11 protein-coding genes are annotated in these 21,149 nt (G+C 29.9%); 8 read left to right on the forward strand and 3 right to left on the reverse strand.

Annotated elements, in window-relative coordinates:
* Positions 1-69: 69 nt before the first annotated feature.
* Complete coding sequence (locus tag DWX74_RS07880; protein WP_286164272.1) at positions 70-786, reverse strand: SDR family NAD(P)-dependent oxidoreductase; 717 nt, start codon at positions 784-786, stop codon at positions 70-72.
* Between the two features lie 168 nt (positions 787-954).
* Here DWX74_RS07880 and DWX74_RS07885 point away from each other — a divergent pair, with 168 nt between their 5' ends.
* The 8 genes from DWX74_RS07885 to DWX74_RS07920 all read left to right on the forward strand — a co-directional run bounded on the left by DWX74_RS07885 (position 955) and on the right by DWX74_RS07920 (position 19,676).
* The gene (locus DWX74_RS07885; protein WP_118549491.1) at positions 955-2,991 is read left to right on the forward strand and encodes a UvrD-helicase domain-containing protein; all 2,037 of its coding nucleotides are present in this window, start codon (positions 955-957) and stop codon (positions 2,989-2,991) included.
* A 19-nt stretch (positions 2,992-3,010) separates the two neighbouring features.
* Positions 3,011-5,341 carry an ATP-dependent helicase gene (locus DWX74_RS07890; protein ID WP_118549492.1) on the forward strand — a complete coding sequence of 777 codons (2,331 nt, stop codon included), beginning with the start codon at positions 3,011-3,013 and terminating at the stop codon, positions 5,339-5,341.
* A 14-nt stretch (positions 5,342-5,355) separates the two neighbouring features.
* Complete coding sequence (locus DWX74_RS07895) at positions 5,356-6,102, forward strand: PD-(D/E)XK nuclease family protein (protein ID WP_118549493.1); 747 nt, start codon at positions 5,356-5,358, stop codon at positions 6,100-6,102.
* A gap of 9 nt (positions 6,103-6,111) precedes the next feature.
* The gene (gene addB, locus DWX74_RS07900) at positions 6,112-9,588 is read left to right on the forward strand and encodes a helicase-exonuclease AddAB subunit AddB (RefSeq protein ID WP_118549494.1); all 3,477 of its coding nucleotides are present in this window, start codon (positions 6,112-6,114) and stop codon (positions 9,586-9,588) included.
* Positions 9,588-13,466 (forward strand): helicase-exonuclease AddAB subunit AddA, encoded by a 3,879-nt coding sequence (gene addA / locus DWX74_RS07905; protein WP_118549495.1) that lies wholly within the window; start codon positions 9,588-9,590, stop codon positions 13,464-13,466. Before addB ends, addA begins: the two co-directional genes overlap by 1 nt.
* A 49-nt stretch (positions 13,467-13,515) precedes the next feature.
* Positions 13,516-14,715: an exonuclease SbcCD subunit D gene (locus DWX74_RS07910; RefSeq protein ID WP_118549496.1), complete on the forward strand. Its 1,200-nt coding sequence runs from the start codon at positions 13,516-13,518 to the stop codon at positions 14,713-14,715.
* Between the two features lie 2 nt (positions 14,716-14,717).
* Positions 14,718-18,236 (forward strand): AAA family ATPase, encoded by a 3,519-nt coding sequence (locus DWX74_RS07915; RefSeq protein WP_118549497.1) that lies wholly within the window; start codon positions 14,718-14,720, stop codon positions 18,234-18,236.
* Positions 18,237-18,422: 186 nt separating this feature from the next.
* Entirely contained in the window at positions 18,423-19,676 is a 1,254-nt protein-coding gene (locus DWX74_RS07920; protein ID WP_118549498.1) for an HlyC/CorC family transporter, read from the forward strand.
* 42 nt (positions 19,677-19,718) lie between these two features.
* Here the strand turns inward: DWX74_RS07920 and yfcE are convergent, their stop codons facing one another.
* Both yfcE and DWX74_RS07930 read right to left on the reverse strand, forming a co-directional pair.
* Positions 19,719-20,288 carry a phosphodiesterase gene (gene yfcE, locus DWX74_RS07925; RefSeq protein WP_118549499.1) on the reverse strand — a complete coding sequence of 190 codons (570 nt, stop codon included), beginning with the start codon at positions 20,286-20,288 and terminating at the stop codon, positions 19,719-19,721.
* 44 nt (positions 20,289-20,332) lie between these two features.
* Positions 20,333-21,136, reverse strand: coding sequence for an NAD(+)/NADH kinase (locus DWX74_RS07930; RefSeq protein ID WP_118549500.1), 804 nt, complete (start codon positions 21,134-21,136; stop codon positions 20,333-20,335).
* Positions 21,137-21,149 lie beyond the last annotated feature (13 nt).

A 21,149-nucleotide genomic window follows, 5' to 3' on the forward strand; every position in this document is an offset into this window, starting at 1 on the left:
AACGGTAGTTTAAGCCATAGAGGGCTTATTTACAGAAAAAATTTTATATACCCTCTCTTTTATTAAAAATTAAAAATAAATCATTCTTTTAGTCATACCACCATCAACAACAATATTTGCACCATTAATAAAATCGCTCTTTTCATCAACAAGAAAAGCACACACATTAAAAATATCATCGGGCTTTCCAACCCTTCCAGAAGGATGCTGAGAATGATCTAACTCTGATAAAGAATCATAATCCTCAGTTTCTATCCAGCCAGGACTTATACAGTTTACAGTTATATCACTCCCAGATAGAGAAACACAAAGTGTATTTGTAAGGGATACTATTCCGCCCTTTGAAGCACCATAAGCTTCCCAATCAGCCTCATTTTGATTATATCTTGTAGATGCTATATTTATTATTCTTCCAAAATTAAGCCCCTTATTCGCTAAAATAAATTCCTTGCAGCATATAAACGCACCTCTTAAATTGGTATTTAAAACAGCATCAAACTCATCAACAGAAATATCATAAATAGATTTATTAAACTTGCTAATAGCACCATTATTGATAAGTATATGAATTGGACCAAACTTACTTACTATTTCATTAAAGCAAGACTTTATCTCATCTTCAGATGATAGATTTACATTATAAGTATGTATATTTTTTCTATCAAAATTATAATCATTAACATCAAGACTAAGGACATTATAACCCAAATCGGCAAACCCATAGCATAATGCCTTTCCAATTCCACCAGAACCACCAGTAATTACTATATTTTTCAAATCAATCACCTCCAATATTATAGTATCAGAAAAAAATTAAAAAGAATATTAATAAAATTATAAAAAACATCTAATGAATTTTATTTAATAACAAACAATATACAACTTTAAACTTACACTAAAAAATGATATAATAAGAATATCAAGAACTAATGTTCTACAAAAAAGGAGAAGATTATGGCAGAGATAACAACTAAACAAACAAACCTAAAAAAAGTATCTGAAAAATACAATGAACTGATCAAACAAAAATCAGGTAAGTGTTCTAAGATACTTTTTCTTGTTTCAGATGGAAAACTAATCGAAAAAATAAAAAGCAGTATAAATATAAATTCATACATAGAAGAACCACAAATATTGACATATATATCATTCATAATGAAAGAACTAGAAAAATATTGGACACTGATATCTAGAGAATTAAAAAGTTTAAAGGGTGTACCAAATAATATACCATACTCATTGCCAGAATACATAATAACTGAAATGGTTGAAAACTTTAGATATAAATATGGATATTTTGAAGATATAACAGGAACATCAGAAAACATATCAAAATCCATATACTCGAACTTAAAATCAGCAGCATATATGAATACAGACATATACTCTACTGGAGAAAAAATATATTATACAAAGAAAAATAAGGATAATTTAGAAAGATTTTCCTATACTCAAAACGATGAAATTATAAAAGAATATACAGACAAACTTATAGAAAAATCTGCAATAGATTTACCGATGGCGATATACTTATACACAGAAAAGTTACTGAAAAAAGAAGAATATAAAAAAAGTTTATCTAAAAGATATGATTACTTATTAATAGATGGAATAGAAAAAACATCAAACTCAGAATTAGAATTAGTAAAAGTATTCAAAAACATAAGGAAAGAAATATTCATATACGGAGATATAAGTGCAGATTTTGCGGCAATGTACAATTTTGATTTAGATAACATAGTAGACTACTACTCAAAAGAAAGTGAATTATCTTCTAATAGTCTAGAGAATAAAAATTTGGCGAACCATCAAAGATACGGAGCAAAATATAAAGATTTAATACCGTTTTCAAATAGAATAAAAGAATGTTACCAATCACAACTTTATACAGAGATGATAGATGATATATTGTATAAAATTGAAGAAATTACAAAAAAACCTAAACAAATAGGAAAAACAGCTATAATAATTCCTCCAGGATCAGGAATACTACACAACAGAATAACAGATAGACTTCAAAAAATGGGAGTAAAATACTTTAGCACAAGCACAGACTTTAAAATATCTCAGCATAGATATGCAAATCTGTTGATAATTATTGCTGCATTATATGCAGGAAATTCGGAAATAGAATTTTCAACAGAGGAATATATACAGATGCTTTCACTAGTTCTGGGGATAAATAAAATCAAGGCAAATAAAATATTTAGAGAAAATGAAACACTACTAAAGTATACAATACTTAAAAATAGCGAGCTTGACAGGATTTATGCTGAGAGTAGAGAAATAACATTTGATAATTTCCTGGGAAATATAGAAAATGAAAACAGCGAAATAGATATAAAAGATATAAACAATTCTGTGGAAAATGTACATAACTTAGACCGGATAATAGAAAAAATCTACATTGGTAGAAAGAAAAATCTAAAAAGAAGTGAATTTATGAGAAGATTTTACACAGAAGTACTTATAGCATTAGAAGATGGAATTGAAAATATAGATATTTGCAAAAAAGTAATATCAGAATGTGAAAAACTAGAAGAAGCTGCAGAATGTGGAGTGATAAAAGATTTTGAAATAGATAAAATCTTAAAAACATACTCTAAAGATTACATAGGATTTAGAGATTTAAAAAATAGTGAAGGAGAAGACAAGATAATGATAACAACTCCTTTCTATTATATAAATTCTCTATCAGAAAGAGGAATACAGCTTTGGGCAGATTGTGGAAATAATATGTGGAATCCAAAGATTTCCAAAGAAATAAATAACTCTATTGTTCTTAGAAAATCATATGAGGAAAAACAGATATTTACAGACTTAGACGAAGAAAAGTTAAAAAAATACTATATGAACAATCTACTGTATTCACTATTAGATTCAGCTGAAGAGGTATATGCATTTAAGAGTGATTATTCTTTAAATGGTTATTTATCAGAAAGTATGCTGTACACAAGTATAATAAACTTAATGGATAGAGAAGAAATTTAATATACAAGCGAGGTAAAATATGCGGAAAATAACATATAGAGAGGATCAAGCTCCTATAATGGAGTATAAATCTGGTACTATGGCAGTTCCCGCAGTTCCAGGAGCTGGAAAAACATTCATAGTAACTAGATTGGTAACAGAACTACTAGAAAATAATATAAATGGAAAAGAAAAAATACTAATATTAACATATATGAACAGCGCAGTTAATAACTTCAAAGGAAGAATAAAAAAACTGTTAAATGAAAAATATGGAGAAGATGTAGAAATAGAAGAAAATTTATCAGAAGAAGAGATAAACGAGATTAAAAGAAAAAATAAAGACACTCTTATAAGATTGAACAATTCATATGAAGTTATGACTATACACAGTTTAGCAACTAAAATAATAAAAGAAAATCCAGAATCAGCAATGCTAAATGAAGAATTTATGATTGCTGACGATGCTCAAAGAAGTATTATTTTAAATGAATGTATAGAAAGCTATTTATCTACAGAAAAGGGGAAAAAATATTTCTACTACTTCATAAATTACGAAAAAGCAAAGGATAAAAAAACTAAAAAAATAAATGAAGAGAAGGCTAGAGGATTTGAGGAAACTTGGAAGCAAGGATTTTTTGATTTAGTAACAAGATCTATAAGTAAATTAAAATACAATGGAATAACTCCAGATATATTAAATGAAAGAGTTAATGAAAATGGGTACAAAGGAATAATGGTAATAGTAGCACCTATATATGAGATGTACTGTAAAAGACTTAAATTCCATGGACTCTTAGATTTTGACGATTTACTGATAAATGCACATAAAATAGTCAGAGATGACGATGCTGTCAGAGAAAAACTAAACAAGAAGTATAAATATATATTTGAGGATGAATGTCAGGACTCAAATGAAATCCAAGGAAAAATAATAAAACTTATTGGTGGAGATAATCCGAATATAGTAAGGGTTGGAGATATAAACCAGAGTATAAGTGGAACATTCTCTGAATCAAATCCAAAATTCTTTAGAGAATTTATAGAGAGTGCAGACTGTTGCCACAGAATGTATATGTCAAATAGAAGTAGCAAGGATATATTAGAGCTTGCAAATCTATTAGTTGACTACACAAAAAACAGCTTACCAGAAATAGAATGTAGAGATGCACTTGAAGATATGAAAATTAAAACTGTAGAAAAAGGCAAAGGATACAAAGAAAACCCAGAGCCAAAAAATTATACAATAAATACAAAGTGGTTAGGCGCAGGAAGTTTTGACGAAGAAATAAGAGAAACGATAAGATTTGTAGAAGGAATAAAAAGAAAATATCCAGATAAAAGTATAGGAATACTAGCTCCGTATAATAACGACTGCAATAAAATTGCTGCAGAGTTAAAAAAACACGATTTACAATTTGAAAATCTAAGCTCATCTTCTGAAAAAATGAGAAAAGTAATAGACGATATAGCCAATATACTGGACTTTATAATAGATAATAATAATATAGATAAGATGATGGATATAATTGGAAGTGCATTTATAAAAGAAGAAAGTGAAGAAGGAAAGGATGACTTTTTAAATATATTCAAAAAATTTACAACGGATGAATTGATATACAACTTTGATGAAATTGACTTAGGAATAGTTGACGACAGTAGCAGTATATTCGCCAAGTTTAAAAATGCATTAGAAAAAATTCAGGAAATAATGGATTACTCTTGGAATAGAGCTGATTTATTGGTTTTATTCATACGGGATAGATTAGATATAACAGAAGAAGAAATGGCTATTGCGGAATATGTAGCATTTTACATTAAATATCTTAAAAGAGAAGATAAAGATGTAGACTTTGAATATATAGTAAATGTAATAAAAGACAGAGGAAACAGTAGTTTTAGACATATATTAGATATAACAGGTAATATCAACGGATACGAGCCTACACCAGGAAGTGTAACAGTATGTACTAACCACAAATCAAAAGGAATGGAATGGGACTGTGTATTTATGCTTAAATGCACAAAATATCAATTCCCTAGTGATTTAGAGTTTAAACTACCTTGTCAGAAATATTTCCTAAAGGAAAAATATAGTAATCCTGAAGCTCTTGTGGCATCTGAAATAGAAAAATTGACAAATGGATTAGAAAGAACAAATTTTGATATAGAATTGAAGTTAGATCAAATAAGAGAAAAGATAAGATTATTCTATGTAAGTTTAACTAGGGCTAAAGAGATGCTTATAATATCTGCATCTGTATTTAATAACGATGAAGATAAAAAGAAAAAATATCCATTAAAGCAGGAAAAGAGTGACTACTTTAAACTAATGGAAAATCAAGTACAAAAAAGAAGAGCTAAACAGTAAAAGAGGTGAATACAATGGACTTTTCTGGATTTGAATTCAGCCAGAATGCTTTAAATACATTTAGAAGTTGCCCTAAAAAATTTGGGTATAAATACATACAAGGGCTAAATTGGAAAAAGGAAGACGACGAGGAATACTACAGAAGCATGAAGTACGGATTAGAATTTCATCTAATGTGTGAGAGATATTTCTCGGGAATACCTGTAGGAAAATTTACAGGAAACAAAGAATATGAGAAATTTGACCAATGGCTGGAAAAAGTAAAGAAAGCAGTACCTATTTATGAAGATAGAGAGTATCTGCCAGAGTACGGACTTTCTATAAAAATAGATGAAGAAAGCAGACTAACTGCAAAATACGACTTAGCTGTAATATATAGAGAAAATAGTCAGCTTTCCATAGATATATGGGATTGGAAAACAGAAAACAGAAAACTAAAGTACAACGATTTAGAAAAAAGAATGCAGAGTATCGTCTATATGGCAGTTGCATATGAAGCAATTCCTAAAATATACGGAAATGGGAAAGAAAAAGCTAGAGTTAGAATGTACTACTATCAGCCTGAATACTATTCAGAGCCAATAGAACTAACATATAGCGAAGAAAAGTATGAAAACGACAAAATAAAAATAAAAGGTATTATAAATGAAATAAAAAAATCGGATTTTGAGGAAAAAAATTTAAAATCTTGTAAGTACTGCGAATTCAATATGTTGTGCAATAAAAGCAATGTTGACGAAGAAGCATATGAAGAATATTAGGAGGGTAATATGGGAGTCAGATTTATACTAGGCAGAAGTGGATGTGGAAAAACTGAATATATGCTCAATGAGATTAAAGAAAAAGCTATTTCAGAAATAGAAAAATCTCCAATAATAATACTGATTCCAGAGCAATACACATACGAAATGGAAAAAAGAGTAAGTAATATGTTTGCATCTGGAGCTAAAGATAAATATATGCGTGTTAGACCTATGGGGTTAAAGACATTATCTGATTTAGTATTTTCATACTGTGGAAACTTATCAAAAGTAGGGATAAATGCAGCAGGAAAGGCTATAATCACTCATAATTCAATAGAAACTGTATCAAAGGAGCTTGAATTATTCTCAAAATCATACACACAACCTGGATTTACAACATCTATTTCAGAGATGATATCTGAGCTTAAACAGTTTATGATAACTCCAGATAGACTTGATGAAATTATAGGTGAAGGTGTGGAAAATCTTCCTGAAAATTTAGTTATGAAGTTAAAAGATATAGCTAAAATTTATAGAGAATTTGAGAAAAAATTACACGAAGATTATGTAGATATGCACGATAGAGTAGTTATGCTTACAGAAAAAATTGCTGAGTGTAGTTTCTTAGATGATATGGATCTGTATATTGACGGATACACTAGTTTCACGCCAAATCAGTATGAACTTTTAAAAGAACTTATGAAAAAAGCAAAGAGTACGACATTTTTATTTACAATGGACTCTCCATTTAAGACAGGATACGCAGACTACTTTGCAAGTACTAGAAATACATACAATAGAATCAAAGATATATGCGAAAAAGAAGGTATAAAGGTAGAAAAAGATGTAAATCTTTGTAACGAAAATATAAAGAGATTTATAGGCAATGAGGAGTTACAACACCTTGAAAGATATTATAACTCATATCCTTATAGTATTTACCAAAAGAAAACAGAAAAAATAAGAATAAGAGAGTATTCAAACTTATACAATGAAGTTGAGGAAATCGCAAAGGAAATAGCTAACGATATAATAGATGGAAGATATAGATATAAGGATATAACCATAGCTGCAAGAAATATAGATTCTTATGAATCTCTTGTAAAATCTATATTCTCTGAGTATAAAATTCCATTCTATATCAACAAAAAATCTGAGGCGAAAAATAACCCTATAATCACAATGATTATATCTGTACTTGAAATGAAAAAGAGAAGATACGGATATGAAACAATGTTTAGATATTTAAAAAGTGGGCTATTAGATTTTACAGAAGATGAAATAAGTCTACTTGAAAACTATGTAATAGCAAATGGGATATCAGGAAACAAGTGGTTTGAAGATGTTTGGGAATACAGATTACCAAATTCTTTTTATGAATATGAAGAAAGTGAAGAAGAACTAGAAACCAAGAAAAGAATTAATGATATAAAAAATAGAGTAATTGCTCCTATTAAAAGATTTGACGAGAAACTCTCTTCTAAAAATAGAAAAACAGTTGAAGATATTTGTAGATATCTGTATGAGTTTTTAGAGGATATAAACATATTTGAAAAAATAGAAGATACAATAGATACGCTTAGAGAAAAAGGTATGTTAGAATCTGCAGCTAGATATTCACAGGTTTGGAATACTGTTTCAGATTTATTAGACCAGCTTGTAGAGATTATGGGCAATGAAAAAATTTCTCTAGAGAGATTTATAAGAATAGTAAATATTGCACTTGATGAGTACGAGTTAAAGACTATACCACCTAGTATAGACCAGGTAACAGTAACAGAAGTAGACAGAATGAACAATCCAAATACTAAGCACCTGTATTTAATTGGCACTGTAGATGGAGTATTTCCAATGCCTTCAAAAGAAAATGGGCTTCTTTCTGACTCAGATAGAGGGAAACTATCTGATATGAATGTGGAGCTAGATAAAGACAGTAGAAAAAGGGTGTTTGAAGAACAATTTTTAGTTTATAAGGCTATAACTGCGACATCAGACAAACTTACTGTAAGCTACCCTATTGCTGATAGCGAAGGAAAAACACAAAGAGCATCTATAATAATATCTAGAATTAAAAAATTATTTAAATATGTAGATATAAAAAGTTATTTCTTAGAAGGTGTGTATGAGGAAGAAGATTTAAAAGAAGTAAATTCTAAAATACCTACTTTTAATACAATGGTAGATAAAATAAAAGAAGCTGCAGATAAAGATTTTGAAAATGGAATATCTGATATTTGGAAAGATACATACGAATACTATCTAAATGACGATAGATACAATGATATAACTAAAAGAATTGTTGAAGGAATAGACTTTACAAATCAATTTGAATATGTAGACGAGGAAAAAATAAAAGAGCTTTATAATTCAAAGACTATAAGTGTATCGAGATTAGAAAAATACGCAAGTTGCCCATTTGCATATTTCATAGAATATGGAATGAAGGCAAAGGATAGAAAAGAATATCTATTTACGGCACCTGATGTAGGAAGCTTTGTACATAAGGTAATAGAAAATTATTCTAAAACTATGCATAAAGACGGAATAACTTGGCATGAGGTAGATGATAAATATATAGAGCTTAGAGTATCAGAAATGGTAGACGAGCTAATAGCTAAAATACCTGGATTTATACTTGAAAGTTCTCCAAAATATAAATACCTTGCTTATAGATTAAAAGTGCTTATAACAGTTTCTATAAAAATAATAGCAGATCAGATTAAGCAGGGAAGATTTGAGCCAGATGAGTATGAAGTTGAATTTGGTAAAAAACGGAAATACCCTTCAATACAGGTTAAGTACAAAGAAAATGAAATAGTAGAGTTAATAGGGAAGATAGATAGAATTGATAAGTATGTAAACGAAGAAAATAAAGAGTTTGTAAGAATAGTAGATTACAAATGGGGTAAAAATGATATAAATTTAAACGATGTATATTACGGGTTACAGTTACAATTACTGGTATATATGGATGCAATTTTAGAAGGCGGTGAAATACCGGATAATATTCCAATAAAACCAGCTGCAATGTTATACAGTAGAATGGATAATCCTATAATTTCTAGAAGTACGCTTGTGGATGATGAAGAAGTTAAGCGGCGGATTATAGAATCGTTTAAAATGAAAGGAATGCTTATAAAAGATTTAGATATACTTTCATATATGGATAAAGCACTTGAAGAGCCAAAAAGTAGCTCTAAAATAATAAAAGCTGCTAGAAATAAAGATGGCTCTCTTTCAAAAGGGACTGCTGGAGTTACAGACGAGCAATTTGAAATTATAAGAGCATACATAAAAAAATCTATAAAAGACTTGTGTTCGGATATGATGAGCGGAAATATAAAAATAGAGCCTAAAAAATCAAAAGATAAAGATTCTTGTCGGTTCTGTAGTTACTCATCTATTTGTCAGTTTGATACGGCACTTAAAAACAATTGTTATAAGGTGATACCTAATAGAACGAGCGATGATGTTATAAAAATGATGGAAGGAGATGTGAATTAGTGGGAAGTACAAAATGGACTAAAGAACAGCGAGAGGTAATAGACCATAGAGATGGAAATCTACTAGTATCTGCTGCAGCTGGTTCGGGAAAAACAGCTGTTTTAGTTGAGAGAATAATAAGCATGATACTAGATACAGAAGAAAAAGTAGATATAGATAAACTACTTGTCGTTACTTTTACAAATGCTGCAGCATCTGAAATGAGAGAAAGAATAGCCGACGCAGTATCAAAAGCCTTAGAAGAAGCTACTAAGTTAGAAAAAAAAGATGTAATTGAGCATCTTCAAAAGCAGATTTTATTCTTAAATAAAGCAAATATAACTACAATACACTCATTCTGTCTTGATGTTATAAAAAATAACATACACCTTATAACATTGGATCCTAATTTTAGAATAGGAGATACTACAGAATGTCAGCTTATAGCTCAAGAAGCTATAGATGATGTATTTGAAGAACTTTATGAGCAAGGATATCTTGGAGATGAAAATTCAGAAAAAGGAAAAAGATTTTTAAAACTTATAGACAGTTTTGCAGAGAGAAATGGAGATAATCAAGTTCAAAGTTTAATTATGTCTATATACAACTTTGCAATGTCGTTTCCAAATCCTGAAAAATGGCTAAATGAATCTGCAGATGCATTTTTAGTAGACGATGATTTTGATTTTACATCTTCTAAATGGGGAAGAATAGTAATAAACTCTGTAAAAACAGAGATCGAAGATATAGTTGGAAATATGGAAAAAGCATTGGCTACAGTACATCCATATTTAGGTCAAATAGAAAATATACAAAAGATAATAACTGAATCAGAAAGAATTGATGTAGTTTACGATAGTCTTGATAAAGGATGGGATGACTTTATAAAGGCTATAGGAGAATTCTATCCAGAAGATTACAGAAAAGGTAAGAAGATTAAAAAAGATGATCCAGATGAGATGAGAGAAGCTTGGAAGATTGCAACTGAGTATAGAAAAGAAGCTATAGAAAGTATGAAAAAAGTTGTAGAAATGTATAAAAATAGATACTCAAAAGACATAAAAAAAGAAATAGATATGTCTTATCCTATAGTTAGAGCTATTTCAGATGCTGTATTAGAGTTTTGGAAAAAGTTTGAAGAAGCTAAAAAAGATAAGGGAATAATTGACTTTAATGATATAGAGCATTTTGCACTTGAAATATTGGTTGACGAGGACGAAAATGGGTGCCAAATCCCTTCAGAAACAGCCAAGAGATATAGTGAAGAGTTTAAGGAAATATTTGTAGATGAGTATCAGGATAGTAATCTAGTTCAGGAAGCTATATTAAGCAGTATTGCAAATAAAGAAATGCCTAATAGATTTATGGTTGGGGATGTTAAACAGAGTATTTATAGATTTAGACAGGCTAAACCTGAAATATTCTTGCATAAATATGAAACATATTCTACAGAAAAAGATAAAGATGGAAGAAAAATAATGCTTTATAAAAACTTTAGAAGTAGAAAAAACGTATTGGATGCAGTCAATTTTATATTTGAAAATATAATGAGTAAAGAACTTGGAGAGATAGAATATAATGACAATGAAAAACTAAATCCAGGTGCTGTATTTGAAGAATGTTATGAAGAAAATACGATAGTCGGAGGAAGTTGCGATGTTCATATAATTGAAAAGAAGGCAAATGAAAATTTAACTGACGAGCAGCTTGAGGAGGAAGAGGATTTAGATAATATTCAGATTGAAGCTAGAGCAATAGGAAAGATAATTAAAGAAATTGTCGGAAAAGATTCTGATGGAAAAATACAGATGGTGTACGACAAGGAAGAAAAGAGATATAGACAGGCTAAGTATAAGGATATAGTCATACTTCTTAGAGCTACATCAAACTGGGCAAGTGTGTTGACAGAGGAGTTTACAAATATGGATATTCCAGTATATGCAGATACTGGAACAGGATATTTTGATACTATAGAAATTAAGACAATAGTTTCGTTATTAAAAGTAATAGACAATCCAATGCAAGATATACCATTACTTGCAGTTTTAAAATCTCCAATTTATAACTTTACTCCAGAAGAGCTTATAGATATAAGAATAGTGAATAGAAATGTATCATTCTATGAAGCTATGAAAATATACGCAAGTTTTGACGATTGTGATAATAAAAAGGTTAGAGATTTCTTAGAGAGATTAGAGGATTACCAAGAAAGATCTTCATATCTTAGTACAGATGAACTTCTTTGGTACTTATACAATGAAACAGGATATTACGCCTATGCAGCTATTTTACCAGCAGGAAAACAAAGACAGGCTAACTTAAGAATATTATTTGAAAGAGCTAAACAATTTGAAGATACTAGTTTTAAAGGTATATTCAACTTTATAAACTTTGTGGAAAAATTAAAAAAATCTGATAGTGATATGGGTGAAGCTAAGACATTATCTGAAAATGCAGATGTTGTTAGAATAATGAGTATTCATAAAAGTAAAGGCCTAGAGTTTCCAATAGTAATCTGTGGAGGAATGGGAAAAAGATTCAATAAAATGGATATGAATAGAGGAATACTATACCACCATGAACTTGGATATGGACCACAGGTGGTAAATTTAGAAACTAGATTATCATACCCTTCAATGATGAAAGAGGCTATGAAAAAACAGATGGTTGTTGAGATGCTTTCTGAGGAAATGAGGGTATTATACGTTGCATTTACTAGAGCAAAAGAAAAATTGATAATAACAGGTGCTGTAAATGACGTTGAAAAGAATTTACAGAAATGGGCATCTAATTCTCAAAAGGTAATGAAGGATAATAAATTAGATAGATATAATCTTTTAAAATCTGCATCATTCTTAGATTGGATAATGTCTGTTGCAATAGCTCATAAAGATGCTAGAGGAATACTTCCACTCGATTCTGAAATAGTAGAAAAAAATGATGAGTCTGAATGGAAGTTTAAAATTCACAAAAGAGAAGATTATACACTTTCAAGTGAAGATGAAGAAGAAATAAATTTAGCTGATGTTTTAAGAGAAGAGCTTACAAGTAGTAGAGAAGTTGACTATAGTGAAATAGTAAGAAATAGATTAGACTTTAAATATCCATATCAGAAGAGTGTAGAAAAATCTGGAAGTATATCTGTTACTGAAATAAAGAGACTTTGGAATCTTGAAAGAGAAGAAGAGGATAGAGTAGCACTTGAAACAGAGGAGAATCTATTTGTTGAAGATATAGAAAGTATTGAGAATGAAAATCTTGAAATTAAAGAAGATAATCTTGAAATAGATATTAATGAAATTGAATCAGGTATAAATAATAAAAAAACAGAGATAAAAAGACCTAAATTTATTCAAGAAAATAAAGATGAGAAACTAAGTCCTACGCATAGAGGTAGTGTAGTTCACCTAGTTATGCAAATAATCAATATGGATAAAGTAAATACAATCGATGAAATAAAAAATCAGATTGAAGAATTTGTACAAAAGGAAATAATAACTCAGAAAGAAGCGGATGTAGTTAATCCATTTAAGATTTATAAATTCTTTAAATCAGATCTTGGAACTAGAATGAAAAATGCAGACTTTGTTGGAAGAGAAAAAGCATTTTATACAGAGATTAATATGAAGGATTTATTTGCAAAAGAAGGAATTGATTACGATGAGAGTATAATGCTTAGAGGTATAATTGATGCCTACTTTGAAGAAAATGGAGAAATTGTACTTTTAGATTATAAAACAGATTTTGTGAATGAAGAAAATAGAGAAGAAGTTGTGGACAGATATAGAAAGCAGCTTGAGATTTATGCAAAGGTAATTGAAGAAATAACAGATAAAAAAGTAAAAGAACAGTATATATATTTATTTGGTGTAGATGAATCTGTTAGAATAGATACATAGACTATTTTTTTAGCTATTTGGAAAAAATTATTTGAAAGGGAGGGGAATTATGAGATTTATTCATACTTCTGATTGGCATCTAGGTAAAAACTTAGAAGGTCATTCGAGAATAGAGGAACAGAAAATGTTTTGTTCTGATTTTGTTAAGATAGTAGAGGATAATGATATTGATATGGTAGTAATCGCAGGGGACATATACGACACAGCAAATCCATCTGCAGAAGCAGAAAAATTATTCTACTCTACTGTGTCTAAAATAGCAGCAAATGGAAAAAGATGTGTAGTTGTGATTGCAGGGAATCACGATAGCCCAGAGAGAATAGAGGCTGCATCTCCACTTGCTTTTGAACAGGGAATATTGCTATTTGGAAATCCTTTAAGCAAAACATCAACTGGAAAATTTGAAGGATTTGAGATAGTAGAAGCAAAAAAAGGAATGACAAAATTAATAATAAACGGGGAAAAAGTAAATGTACTTACTCTTCCATATCCTAGTGAAAAAAGATTAAATGATGCATTTGAGGCTGAAACAGATGAGGATAGACAGAAGACTTATTCTCAAAAAATAGGTCAGATATTTAGAGATTTACAGGAAGATTTTGAAGAGAATAGTATAAATATCGCTGTATCTCATCTTTTTGTTGTAGGAGGGGAAAGTTCTGATTCTGAAAGACCTATACAACTTGGAGGGAGCCTTTTAGTTGAAAGAAAAGACCTACCAGATAAAGCAAATTATGTTGCGCTAGGTCATCTTCATAAGCCTCAAAAGGCATCTGAATTAGGATGTTCTTATTATTCTGGATCTCCTCTTCAGTACAGTAAAAGTGAAAGGGTATATGCAAAGGGTGCAAAAATTGTAGAAATACATCCAAATGAAAAACCCAAACTTGAAGATATAATGTTTAATAACTATAAGCCTATAGAGTTATTCAAATGTAGGGGAGTTCAAGAGGCATTAGATATATGCGAGCAAAATCGGGGAAGAAGTATGTGGTCTTATTTTGAAATAAAAACAGACGAAATAATAAGCCAAGAAGATATAAAAGCTATGAAGAAGAATTTAGCAGATATAATAGAAATTAAACCTGTAATAACATATCAGCAGGAAGAAAAAACTGTAGATTTAAAAACTAAATCTATGGCTGAACTATTCAGAGATTTTTATACATTTAATAAAGGTGTAGAGCCAAAAGGTGAGTTAATGGATATGTTTATGAAAATAGCGGGTGAAGAAGGGGGAGAAGAATAGGCATGAGGCCGATAAAACTTGAAATAAAAGGTCTTAACAGCTATGTCAATAAGCAGACTATAGATTTTGAAAAACTGACAGAAAGAGGTCTTTTTGGGATATTTGGAAAAACCGGAAGTGGAAAATCTACAATTTTAGATGCGATAACACTTTCTCTTTATGGAAGTATAGCCAGAAATACAAAGGAATACATAAATAGTTTATCTGAAAAGGCAGAAATAAGTTATGAATTTGAAATAGGCTCAAGAAGATATGTAGTTGATAGACATATAATTAGAAGCAAGGCTGGTGGAATTAAGACATCTTATGCAAGAGTAATTGAGAAGCTAGGAGATGGAAGTGAGAATGTACTTGCTGATAAGGTAAATGAAGTAAATGAAACTATAATAAAAATAATTGGACTAACAGCAAACGACTTTACAAAATCTGTAGTGCTTCCTCAGGACAAGTTTAATGATTTCTTAAAATTAGGTGGAATAGATAGAAGAAATATGTTAGAGAGAATATTCAACCTAGAAAAATATGGAAAGAAATTAATAGAAAATGTAAGACATAGAAAAAATAAAACTAAAACTCATGTAGATATGCTTCAAGTATCATTATCTCACTATGAAGAGGTAACCGATGAAAAATACGATGAAATGATAAAAAAATTAGAAATCGATAAAGAAGATTCTAGAGTTAAAAATAGACTGTATAAAGAAAAGGTTGAAAAATACGATATAGATAAAATCATATATGAAAATCAGAAGCGGTACAATGAAGCAAAAGAATTACTAAAGGTATATGAAGATAAAAAAGAAGAAATAGAAGAAAAAAGAAAGAAAATGTCTAGGGCAGAAAATGCAAATATGATAGACCCTTATATAGATAATGTTGAAAAGCTTCGGAAGCAGTTTGAGGACTCTAAGAATCAATTAAAAATAATTGAAGAAGAAATAAGGTTAATTAAGAAGGATTTAGAAATATCTAGAGGAAAATTTGCTGAAATAGAAAGAAAAAAAGACGATACTATACCTAGGTTGAGTGAGGATAAAGTAAAATTTGAACGAGCTATAAATCTATTAGAAGAAACTAATAAGTTAAGTGAAAGACTTACAAGACTAAAGGTAGAAGGTGAAAAACTAGAAAGTAAGAAAAAAGAACTTTTAAAAAATATTGAAGATATCAAATCACAACAAAATCTTTATGCTGGGAAAATTAAAGATAGCGAAAATAGACTGTATGAAATAAATGTACCAGCAGCTTTCCGTCAGAATATAGAAAAGGGATACTCACATATAAAAGAATTAAATGAAGTAAAAAAAGAGCTAGAAAAAAGCGAAATTGATTTACAGAAATGTGAAGCTGAATATAGTGAAAATAATATAGCTTTGAAATTGGTTGGAAGAGATAGAGATTCTGTTAAAGAAAGAATAGAAGAAGTTGAAAATAGAATTAATATAATGATAAAAAATTCTCCTCTTACAGCAGAAGAAATAACTAAAAAGACAGAGTATGTTACAGAAATGAAATCTGAGCTTAAAACTTTAAAGCAGCTTGAAGAAGAAAGGGATAATCTTCAGAATGAGTTAAACGACTGTTTAGAAAAAAGACATAGGGTGAGCAGGGAAATATCTACATCTGAGGATAGACTGTCTAAAGTTAGAAAAGATATGGAAACTGCTAAGAAGAATATAGAGGAATTTAGATATTTAAACAGAGTTTCAGATATAAGAAAAGAACTTCAAGATGGTAAACCTTGTCCAGTTTGCGGATCTTTAGACCATATGAGAACTGACAGCACTAATTACGACGATAGAATAGAATATTATGAAGGAATTTTAAACAAGGAAAAGGCAAACGAAAGAGAAGAAATAGAAAGACTAGATTCATTAAAAATAAAGAGAAGTGGATATATATCTGAAGAAAAGATAAAAACTGAAGCTATAAATAAGAAAAAAGCTGAAATAGGAGAAAGAAATTCTATAGAGCTTTCTAAGAAATACGACTCAGAAACTAGAAATTTAGAAGCAGAAAAAAGAGCTGTATCTGATTGGAATATTGAAAAAGATAGATTAGAAGAGGATTTAAAAAGATATAAGGATGATTATTCTAGAAATGATAAAGAATTTACTAGAATAGACGAGTTACTAAAAGGAATAATGAGACGTAGACTTAGTTTATCAGAGAATGTATCAGAACTTAAATCTAAAAAAGATAATCTTGAGCTTGAAATAGTATCTATAAAAAGAATTACCAAGGTAGATGATATATTCTCTAAATTAGAAGAAATAAAGGCAAATGAAATAGAATCAGAAAATGTTGAGAAAGAACTATCTGAATTTAGAAATATAAAATCTGAGATAGATAAAGAATTTGACGACTGTAAAACGAGTATACATTCTATAGAAGTTGAAATTTCTTCAATAGAAAAAGACTTTGAAGGAAATAAAAAGCAGTATATAGAAAAGACAGATGAAGCCCAGAGAATAACTAGAGGAAAAAATCCTAATGAATTGCTTGAAAAAACAGAGCAGGAAATAAATAAAATAAATAGTAGTTATGCTGATCTAAAAAAAGAATTTGATGACAAGAGCAAGGCTAGAGAAGACAAGGATTCCCTTAGAAGTAAGGTTCAGGGAGAATGTAATACTACTGAAGAGCAGTTAGATTATTATAAAAAAGTATTAAAAGATATGCTAGCCAAATATAGATTTGATAGTGCATATACTGTTAAGAAATTTGTTATGCCTACCATAGATATTGAAATTATGAGAAAAGAGATATCTGACTATGATGAAGGTAGAAAAAATTTAGACTTTAAAATAGATGATTTAGAGAAAAAATTAGATGGTAGAAAAGTAAAAGAAGAAGAATTTGATAGATTAAACGAAGAAATTGTATTATTAAAAGATGAAATAGGTGAGCTTGAAAAAAACAACGCTGTTTTATTTGATAGAATAACTGCAATGAAAAAAGACCTTGAAAAGAAGAAAAAGATAAAATCAGAATATGACGAGGTTTCAAATGATTATAGGCTATTAGATGAAATTGATAGAATTATTCAAGGAAATAAATTTGTTGAATATGTGGCAACAAATCACTTAAAATATATTGCACTTGAGGCATCAAAGCGACTTTCTACAATTACCAATGGAAGATATGCACTTGAAATAAACGACGCTCTAGAGTTTGTTATGAGAGATAATTTCAATGGTGGAGAAAGAAGAGGAGTTGACACTCTTTCTGGAGGAGAAACATTCTTAACATCTCTATCACTTGCACTTGCATTATCATCTCAAATACAGATGAAGGGTAATGCACCACTCGAGTTCTTCTTCTTAGATGAAGGATTTGGATCATTAGATGTAGAACTACTTGATACTGTAATGGAATCATTAGAAAAATTACACAGTTCTAATTTAAGTATAGGAATAATATCGCATGTTGAAGAATTAAAAAATAGGGTTCCAGTAAAACTAGTTGTAACAGCTGGTGAAATTGGAGAAGGATCAAAAGTTAAAATAGAATATAGTTAGAAAAACAGAACTGCTATCACTTTGATGAAATGTGATTAGCAGTTCTATTTTTTTTAGATTATATCTGAAAGTTAACATTTAAACAATTTAATAATTTTACAAAAGTATCTTCAATTATGATATAATGGAAATCAAATATATAATCTAAAAGAAAAATGATAGAAAAGTTAAATAGGAGTGTGGTAAATTTTGGAATCGCTCGAAAGTTGGATTCAGATTATCGGGTTAGTCATCCTTATTATGGGATCGGCATTTTTCTCGGCATCAGAGACATCTCTAATGTCATTAAGTAAAATAAGAATGAGATATATGCAGGACGAGGGGGTAAAGAATGCAGATTTAGTTGCATCTTTAATAGAAAGTCCTAATAAATTATTAAATTCTATATTAGTAGGAAACAACGTTGTTAATATAGCAGCTACATCTATATCAACTGCATTATTAACAGCTAAATTTGGAGCAAATGGTGTTGCTGCAGCTACTGCGATTATGACAATCATAATCCTTATATTTGGGGAAATAACACCTAAATCAATAGCAGCAAATAATTCAGAAAAAGTTGCTCTATTGGTTTCAAAACCAATAAAACTGATAATAACAATACTATCACCGGTAGTATGGATATTTAATATATTTACTAAATTTATGTTTAGAATAATCGGTGTAAAAGCAGACGAAAAAAATGCGTTTATAACTGAAGAAGAACTAAAAACTATGGTAAATGTCAGCCATGAGGAAGGTGTTCTTGAAGTTGAAGAAAGAGAAATAATCAATAACGTATTCGAATTTGGTGACATGCAGGCGAAAGACGCCATGGTTCAGAGAATGGATATGGTAACTGTTGAAGTCGATGATACTTATGAAGAAATAATAGAAGTATTTAGAGAAGAAAAATTAAGTAGACTTCCTGTATACGAAGATTCTGTAGATGATATCATCGGTATAATAAACATAAAAGATATGATATTCTTAAGTGATGAAGAAAAAGAATACTTCTCTGTAAAAAATTACATGAGAGATCCATTCTTTACTTATGAATTTAAAAAGATAACTCAGCTTCTTGAAGATATGAAAAAAGCAAAAACTCAGATAGCTATAGTTCTTGATGAGTACGGTGGAACATCAGGTCTTTTAACTGTTGAGGACTTAGTTGAAGTAATCGTAGGAGACATAGAAGACGAATACGATGAAGATGAAGACGATATAATAGTTATCAAAGAAGACGAGTACATAGTAGATGGAAGTACTAGGATATCAGAAGTTAATGAGCTTATAGGTACATCAATAGAAACAGAAGAATTCGATTCTATAGGTGGATATCTAATAGGTTATCTTGACAGACTTCCTGAAGAAAAAGAAGTAATTGAGATTGGAAATATTAAATTCTGTATAGAAAAAGTAGAGAAAAATAGAATAGCAAAAATACATATGTATACGTAAAAAATAAGGGCTGTGCAAGAGTTTTGCATCAGCCCTTTTCTATTATAATTCTTCTATTATTTTTCCAGTATCTATGTCGTAGAAGTTTATGTCTATGTTTAATTCATGATCATTATCTTCATCAGGATTTATTTCAACTATTGCGACAGATCTACTTCCATCTTTAGGTATAGAAGTACTTCCTGGGTTTATTATTATAAGTGTGTCGTCAAAAGAAAGCTCTTTAACATGAGTATGTCCTAGTATAAGGAAGTCTGCCCCCATATTTTTAGCGTTTGCTATTATTTCATCTTTTGCTCCTACATACCCGTGGTTTACAACAAATCTAAATTCATCAAGCTGAACTAGTGCATAAGGTCCCTGAATTGGATGATTTAATACCATCTGGTCTACATCTGCCTCGCAGTTACCTTTTGCAAATATTATAGAATCCATATCGTTTAATGACTCTGTAAGTGCTTTTGGATTATATCCTTCAGGTAAGTCATTTCTAGGTCCATGATAAAGTATATCTCCTGCGTGAAGATATAAATCACATTCTCCTAATACATCCATTGCCTTATCAAAATAAAGCGAACTTCCATGAGTATCACTAAGTATTCCTATTTTCATTTAAATTCCCTCCAATAAATTAATTTTTTTGATAGAATAATATTCTATAAGAATTTTGCTGAAACTCTATCCCAAAACTCATAATCTGAAAGTCTTAAAAGTTTTAGCTTAACATCTGATGTACAGATGTTTATATCTGTAATTTGTTTAAATCTAAGCTCAACACCATCTATTACGATAAGTATTGAATCTTCAAAGCGATACTCTGGTATAATACTTATCTCAGTATCTTTAGAGAAAATTATACTAGATGTAAAGCTTCTATATGCATTTGTATTTATAGGTGAAAGAGGAGTAAGCTGTATAGCATCTATATTACAGTCTATAATACTTCCACCAGCTGAATACGTATATGCAGTAGAACCTGTCTGAGAGCAGATAATCATACCGTCTCCGCTGAAGTTTTCAACTTTTTTACCGTTTACAAGTAGCTTTAAATGAACAGTTCTAGATTTATCACCTTTTATAGTTACATCATTAAGTGCGAAGAAGTTTACGCAGCTTTTGTTTGTACAAATCATCGCCCGCAGTAGTGGAACCTCTTGAATCATATAATTTTCATTTAAATAACTTTCTATAAACTCATCTATTTTATCGGGCACTATCTCTGGGAAAAATCCTAGATGCCCAGTATTAATACCGACAATAGGAACTTCAGGGTAGTCAAAATCTCTGACTGTTTTTAAAAAAGATCCATCTCCCCCAACACAGACAACAAGCTCTGTATCATCAGAAAATTCTTCTGAAACATCAAAGCCAGCTTCTTTAAATTTTTCTTTAAATAAATTTTTAGTTTCTACCGACTTTGGTAGATCATTAGAATTAATAGTTATTAGCCTTTTTTTCATAAGTTCACCTCTT

This window comes from Peptoclostridium sp. AF21-18 (genome assembly GCF_003478825.1).
Taxonomy (GTDB): Bacteria; Bacillota; Clostridia; order Peptostreptococcales; family Peptostreptococcaceae; genus Peptacetobacter.

Bases quoted from the DNA above. Each gene is read 5' to 3' on its own strand.
- DWX74_RS07885 (WP_118549491.1), top strand. From the start codon at position 955: ATGGCAGAGATAACAACTAAACAAACAAACCTAAAAAAAGTATCTGAA.
- DWX74_RS07890 (WP_118549492.1), top strand. From the start codon at position 3,011: ATGCGGAAAATAACATATAGAGAGGATCAAGCTCCTATAATGGAGTAT.
- DWX74_RS07895 (WP_118549493.1), top strand. From the start codon at position 5,356: ATGGACTTTTCTGGATTTGAATTCAGCCAGAATGCTTTAAATACATTT.
- addB (WP_118549494.1), top strand. From the start codon at position 6,112: ATGGGAGTCAGATTTATACTAGGCAGAAGTGGATGTGGAAAAACTGAA.
- DWX74_RS07910 (WP_118549496.1), top strand. From the start codon at position 13,516: ATGAGATTTATTCATACTTCTGATTGGCATCTAGGTAAAAACTTAGAA.
- DWX74_RS07915 (WP_118549497.1), top strand. From the start codon at position 14,718: ATGAGGCCGATAAAACTTGAAATAAAAGGTCTTAACAGCTATGTCAAT.
- yfcE (WP_118549499.1), bottom strand. From the start codon at position 20,288: ATGAAAATAGGAATACTTAGTGATACTCATGGAAGTTCGCTTTATTTT.
- DWX74_RS07930 (WP_118549500.1), bottom strand. From the start codon at position 21,136: ATGAAAAAAAGGCTAATAACTATTAATTCTAATGATCTACCAAAGTCG.